The following is a 5,463-nucleotide window of genomic DNA, read 5'->3' on the forward strand; positions in this document are numbered from 1 at the left end:
GGCTGGCGATGCTGGGGGGGGGAAGAGCCGGGGACCGTGGCTGTTCAGGATTCGGCCGGTCGACCCGAGAGGCCGGCAACCGGGTAGGTGCCGATCATGCGCAGCTGGTCGCAGGGTTCGCTCAGCTCTACCCAGGTGCGCACGAGGCGGGGGTCGGCAGCGTGTCCGCGACAGTCCAGCCACAGCAGGTGACGTGCCTTCCCTGCGGGGAAGGTGTGCAAGCCCAGGACTTCGGCCCGGTTGCGGGCCAGGCACTCCACGACGTCGGTCAGGGACCGGGTGGGCACGGTGACGGCCAGGCTGGTGACGTCGTCACCGGAAGGCTCCGGCAGTGCGGCGGCAGGTCGTACCAGGGCGAAGCGCGTGACGGGGACCTGTGTCGTGTCAGGTGCCGCGAGGACGCTCAGGCGGTAGTGCTCCGCCGCCCGGCGGGTACACACGGCTGCTTCGTACGCGGCATCGGGCGCGAGCAGCCCTGCTGCGGACGCAGAGGAGGACGAGGTGCTGGTGGTGGCCGTCCGCGGCAGCAGCGCGCCGAGCCACTTCCGGGTCTGGGCCAACGCGTGGGGATGGCTCGCCACGGTGTCGACGTCGGCCAGGTGCGTGCCCGGGGCAGCCGCTAGGACCCAGTCGACAGGGAGCCGCAACTGCGCGGTGACGCAGACCCCGTCGCAGGCGACGAGGGCACGGATGCTGTCGTGGACAGGCCCCGACAGGCTGTTCTCCAGCGGCAGCACCGCCTCATCGACACGACCGTCCACCACCTCGCTCACCACGTCGTCCAGCGTCCCCAGGGGCACCAGTTCCTGTCCCGCGCGGGGCACGAGGAGCTCGGCGGCCCGCTGGGAGACGGATGCCGCAGGTCCGAGGAAGGCTCGTCGGGCCGGGGAAGCGCCACACCCGAATGCGGGCACGGGGTCCCTGCCGCGGCACAGGCGCAGCAGGCTCAGCGCGATGTCACGGCCTGCCGGCCCCAGACTCTGGTGGTACCTCCGGACGACGACGTTCTCCCGCTGATTGTCGGTGCGGCATCCTCCGTCTGAGATGCGGGCGGACTGCACGAGTGCGGAGAACGACACCCGCTCTTTCAGCATTCTCACGATCTGTCGGTCCAGTTCATCCAGGCGCTTCCTCGCCTGGGAAATATGCCCTTCAGGATTTCCTTCGACGTGCGACATGGCTTGCTTTCCACTTGAGGCAGCGAGTCACTTACAGAACTCACGCACTGTGTCGGTGGGCGCCTTCTCCGGACCCTTCCGCGCCGCTACCGGTACGCGGAGTCCCGCTCCACTCGGCAGTCGCGTCCAGCCTTCCACTCCTGCAGGGAGGGCGGCATTCGCCAACATGAGGCCGACGATATGTTCCGAGTAAACGCGCATTAGCCCCGTGCGACCAGTGGGAGAAGGGGGCGCGTTGGTCGCTGATGAGGCACTTCGCGATACGTGGCGCGTGGCCCGCCGCACTATCGCGGAATCACGCCCCCGGACTCCCATGATCAACCCGAATGCACCCATGCGCCCGAATGAAGACCCGTGTCAGGGGAAAACTCGCCGCCGAGCAATGCTCAAGACTTGTGGATCAGCCTTGGGTTGAACGCGAAGGGCGCACCTACCCGAGTGATCGATTGCCTGGAATCGAGTAGACCGACGTAGCGGCGTCGGTCGGGAAGGCACGCCCGTGCTCAGGGTAGTGAATGCCGACGGAACGGCCGAGACCGGCTCCCTGATCGACGACATTGTCCGCCAGGGCGCCAAGCGGATGCTGGCCGCTGCCCTGGAGGCCGAGGGCAACGCGTACATAGCTGAGTTGGCTGACCAGCGTGACGAGTCGGGGCGTCGTCTGGTGGTGCGCAACGGCTATAGGGGACCGCCTTTCCTGACGCGTCGACGTGCTGGCGGCCTACCGCCCCACCGGGAAAGGCCGGGTCGACCGGCAGGTCCTGATCGTCCGCGACCACGTCCTGGCTGGACGGTCCTTCTCCTCCATCGAGGAGCTGGACTGCGCTTTCAACGCCTGGGTTCCGTTGCGCCGGGCGAAGTCCCACGGCACCCACGGCGAAGTCATCGGGCACCGCGCGATCCGCGACCACATGGCCCTGCGACCGCTGCCGGCGGCACCCTAGGTGGTCACCCAGCGACACCTTCGCTACGTCGGCAAGGACTGCCTGGTCGCCTTCGACGCGAACCTCTACTCGGTGCCGGCCCGCAGGGTCCGCCCGCGTCAGCTAGTGGAAGTCAGGGCCAGGAAGTCCCAGATCACTCTGCATTCCACCATTCCCGACGCTAACGCCGAGACCCTGCTTGTCATTCACCGCAGGGCTGTCGGCCGCGGAGCCTGCGTGGTCAATGAGAAGCACTGGGACGGTCTTCCCGATGGCCGGAATCGGCGGACCACCACTGGTGACGTTGCTCCGCAGCCCGTCATCAGAACGCACTCGGCGAGGAGACGGCCGGCTCGCTGATGGCTCTGCTGAACCGGGCCGCGGCCGTCTGCGTCGAGGTCGGCCGCAGATCTCTGTCGGTCTATGGCGAACTGACCGGGACCCGTCCCTCCCTCTCGGTCGCCGCCTGCCGGGCCGGCTTCTCTGTCTACTTCACGACCTACTTCACGACTCTTGACGAGATGGTCCGCCAGCTCAAGGTCGCCGAGGCGGCCGGACGACTCAGCAGCAAACTCCGCACCTACCTTCGCGCCGGAGTTCTTGTCGTCGACGAAGTCGGCTCCCAGCCCCTCGAACGGGCTGAGGCCAACCTGGTGTTCCAGGTGATCTCCAAGCGTTACGAGAAGGGCTGCATCATCCTGACCTCGAACAAGACCTTCAGCGAATGGGGGCAGGTGTTCGGTGACGAAGTTCTCGCCACGGCCATCCTCGACCGGCTCCTGCACCACTGCGACGTCGTATCCATCAACGGCCCCAGCTACCGACTGAAGAACCGGCTCGCCGCCATCGAACGCGACGCTGACGTGGCCTGATCACACCAACTGCCCCTTACTCGTCGTCATCCCGCCGGCTTCCTAGACGGGCTGGCGGGGAGGCAGAGCCACTCGTGCACGCCAGAAATCTGGGTCGCGAGGGTCAGTGAGCCACCCGATCAGACGCTCGGCACCCGCTTGGAAGGCGTGGGGTAGTGAGGTCTCCTGGCCGACGACAAGCCTGAGGGCGTCGACGTCATGGCTGGCGTGATCGGTGTCGCACCAGCAGGCCACGTTCACCGCCGCGTCGACCGCGAGCTGGCCGAGGTCTGTCCACACGACTTGAAGCAGGAACTCCAGCTGGTCACCCCCCATCCGCATGCTCGATGACATCCAGGCCGAGAATGATCGGCGTCCACTGTTGCGGGCCTGGGAAGACCACGTGAGCCAGTGCCCACTCCCACTCAGCCTTGTCTCCGTCCGAGCGAGCCTCATCGACTGCACGGGCGGCTTGCTCCAGGGATTCGACGTCGGCAGGCGACAGACGGGGGAAGAGCGTGGTCAATGGGACATCGTCGAAGGCGCCTCGCATGAGTCGATCGTGCGTTCTCTCCACTGCCAACGACAAGGGCCCTCCACCCTGACGTTTCCCACCCCACGACTGAGCGATGCTGGCGCAGGTGTCGGGATGAGTCGATGTCTCTGTGGGCGAGGCGGTGTTGGATGCTGTGGGATGCCAGTCATCGTCGCAGGTGGTGGTAGTCGTTGGTCTTGTCATCGTGCAGTTTGCCGGGCTGTCGGCGTCGCGGGCTCCCGTCGGAGGCTGTGGATAACCCTCGCCCCGGTGGTCAGCCGTTGCGAGTTGGGCGCGGCACTGGTGGTCAGGTGGGTTGGGGGCGGCCGAAGAGGAGGGCGTAGCCGGTGGGGAGCTGGAGGAGGATCTGGTCCAGCAGGTCCTTGTCCGCGGTGTCGGCGAGGGTGGACAGCACGGCGCTGACGTCCCAGGTCGCGGTGTGCTCGGTGGCGCCTTCGATCCAGGCCGCGGTGGCGCGGACGAAGCGCTCCGGAGACAGGGGCTCGGCGCTTTGCAGCGGGTTGAGCAGGATCAGGGCGAAGCCCTCCGGCAGGCGTGCCGCGAGCTGGGCGCGGACCTCGCCGGCCAGGTGTGCGCCGAGCAGGGCGAGCACCACGCGGGCCGCGCGCTCGGCTTCGGCCGCGGTGTCGTATGCACCGCGTTCCTTCACGTGGTCGAGGAACACTTCGCGTCGCCAGGTCATCGGCCGCCGCCCCCTTTTGTGTCGTCGGGCTGTCGACGGGTGCGGAGGGGCGGGGTGAGGGGGAGATCAGGAGCCCGTCCTCCGCACCCGTCGGCCGGTGTCAGCCGGAGATCTCCTTGTGGCCGGAGCCGACGCCGATGGAGATCTTGCGGGGCTTGGCGCGCTCGGCGATCGGGATGCGCAGGGTGAGCACGCCCGCGTCGTAATCGGCCTTGATGCGCTCGGTGTCGAGGGTGTCGGCGAGCACGATCTGGCGGGAGAAGACGCCCAGTGGCCGCTCGGACAGCTCCATCTTCACGTCGTCGGCCTTCGCCACGGGCCGGCGCTCGGCCTTGACGGTCAGCATGTTCCGCTCGACGTCGATGTCGAGCGCGTCCGCGGTCACGCCGGGGATGTCGAAGGCGACCACGTACTCGTCGCCCTCGCGGTAGGCGTCCATCGGCATCACCGACGGCTTCGACCAGGTGCCCGGGCCCATCAGCTGCTGTGCCATCCGGTCCAGTTCACGGAAGGGGTCAGTGCGCATCAACATCGTGAAACACCTCCAGCAGGTTCGAGCGGTTGGTGCCAATGCGCTGCACTGGCACCGTTGTAACATGTCATCCAATGGATGACAAACATGATGTCGTCGACCTGATGACTTTCCGGGAGGGGTGCCCGTGACCGCAGCCGACCAGCCGTCCACGACCCGTACCGACGCCGACAGCCCGGCGTCGTTCCTCGCCGCCGCGGCGGCCCTCGACGCCATCGACGACGCCCTGCGCGCCGCCGGGCGCAAGACCCTCGAAGGTCCCGACGCCGGGCCGGGCCCGGAGCAGGCTCTGGCCTCGCTGATGCTGCTGCGGCAGGTCCGCGAGCAGCTCGCCGGATGGGAGACCGGTCTGATCGAGACGGCCCGCGAGGCGGGTGCCAGCTGGGCCGATCTCGCCCGCCCCCTCGGTGTCGCCAGCCGGCAGGCCGCCGAGCGCCGCTACCTGCGCGGCCGCCCCGGACCGGCCGGGACCACCGGCGAGCAGCGTGTGACGGCCACCCGCCGGGCCCGCGCAGCCGACCGCACCACCGCCGCCTGGGCCCGCCACAACGCGGCCGACCTGCGCCGCCTCGCCGGGCAGATCACCGCACTCACCGACCTTCCCGCCGCCGCCCGCAGTCCGCTCGGCGAGCTCCACGCGGCCCTCGCCCACGACGATCCCGCCGACCTCATCGCCCCGCTGACCGCCACCCGCCCCCACCTGGCCGACACCTACCCCGATCTCGCCGCCCGGCTCGACAC

General features: G+C 68.5%; 7 protein-coding genes and 2 pseudogenes. 5 read left to right on the forward strand and 4 right to left on the reverse strand.

From position 1 onward, the window contains the following. Positions 1-44: 44 nt before the first annotated feature. On the reverse strand, positions 45-1,178 hold the full coding sequence (locus tag AOK22_RS34695; protein ID WP_079037018.1) for a chorismate mutase: 1,134 nt from the start codon (positions 1,176-1,178) through the stop codon (positions 45-47). Between the two features lie 499 nt (positions 1,179-1,677). On the opposite strand from AOK22_RS34695, the pseudogene AOK22_RS40400 reads away from it, so the two are divergent. The 4 genes and pseudogenes from AOK22_RS40400 to AOK22_RS34705 all read left to right on the forward strand — a co-directional run. After that, a pseudogene (locus AOK22_RS40400) lies at positions 1,678-1,881 on the forward strand (IS256 family transposase); the annotation flags it as partial. Between the two features lie 7 nt (positions 1,882-1,888). After that, positions 1,889-2,122 carry a hypothetical protein gene (locus tag AOK22_RS44185; protein ID WP_439959637.1) on the forward strand — a complete coding sequence of 78 codons (234 nt, stop codon included), beginning with the start codon at positions 1,889-1,891 and terminating at the stop codon, positions 2,120-2,122. Beyond that, a complete protein-coding gene (locus AOK22_RS44190) occupies positions 2,123-2,461 on the forward strand; it encodes a Mu transposase domain-containing protein (RefSeq protein ID WP_439959636.1) in 339 nt (112 codons plus the stop codon). Between the two features lie 89 nt (positions 2,462-2,550). Further along, a pseudogene (locus AOK22_RS34705) lies at positions 2,551-2,973 on the forward strand (ATP-binding protein); the annotation flags it as partial. A gap of 304 nt (positions 2,974-3,277) precedes the next feature. On the opposite strand, the gene AOK22_RS43285 reads toward AOK22_RS34705, so the two are convergent. From AOK22_RS43285 to AOK22_RS34720, 3 genes are all read right to left on the reverse strand, one after another. After that, the gene (locus AOK22_RS43285) at positions 3,278-3,478 is read right to left on the reverse strand and encodes a hypothetical protein (RefSeq protein ID WP_237773624.1); all 201 of its coding nucleotides are present in this window, start codon (positions 3,476-3,478) and stop codon (positions 3,278-3,280) included. Between the two features lie 316 nt (positions 3,479-3,794). Continuing rightward, entirely contained in the window at positions 3,795-4,190 is a 396-nt protein-coding gene (locus tag AOK22_RS34715) for a DUF2267 domain-containing protein (RefSeq protein ID WP_055702689.1), read from the reverse strand. A 100-nt stretch (positions 4,191-4,290) separates the two neighbouring features. Next, positions 4,291-4,722, reverse strand: a complete 432-nt coding sequence (locus AOK22_RS34720) for an Hsp20/alpha crystallin family protein (RefSeq protein WP_055702690.1) — start codon at positions 4,720-4,722, stop codon at positions 4,291-4,293. Positions 4,723-4,849: 127 nt separating this feature from the next. On the opposite strand from AOK22_RS34720, the gene AOK22_RS34725 reads away from it, so the two are divergent. Continuing rightward, positions 4,850-5,463: hypothetical protein (locus tag AOK22_RS34725; protein WP_055702691.1), on the forward strand; the 614-nt coding region annotated here is incomplete at its 3' end.

The organism is Streptomyces silaceus, assembly GCF_001419745.1.
In the GTDB taxonomy this organism is placed as follows: domain Bacteria; phylum Actinomycetota; class Actinomycetes; order Streptomycetales; family Streptomycetaceae; genus Streptomyces; species Streptomyces silaceus.

Excerpts from the sequence above, each read along its gene's own strand:
- AOK22_RS34695 (WP_079037018.1), bottom strand. The coding sequence starts at position 1,178 with ATGTCGCACGTCGAAGGAAATCCTGAAGGGCATATTTCCCAGGCGAGG.
- AOK22_RS34715 (WP_055702689.1), bottom strand. The coding sequence starts at position 4,190 with ATGACCTGGCGACGCGAAGTGTTCCTCGACCACGTGAAGGAACGCGGT.
- AOK22_RS34720 (WP_055702690.1), bottom strand. The coding sequence starts at position 4,722 with ATGTTGATGCGCACTGACCCCTTCCGTGAACTGGACCGGATGGCACAG.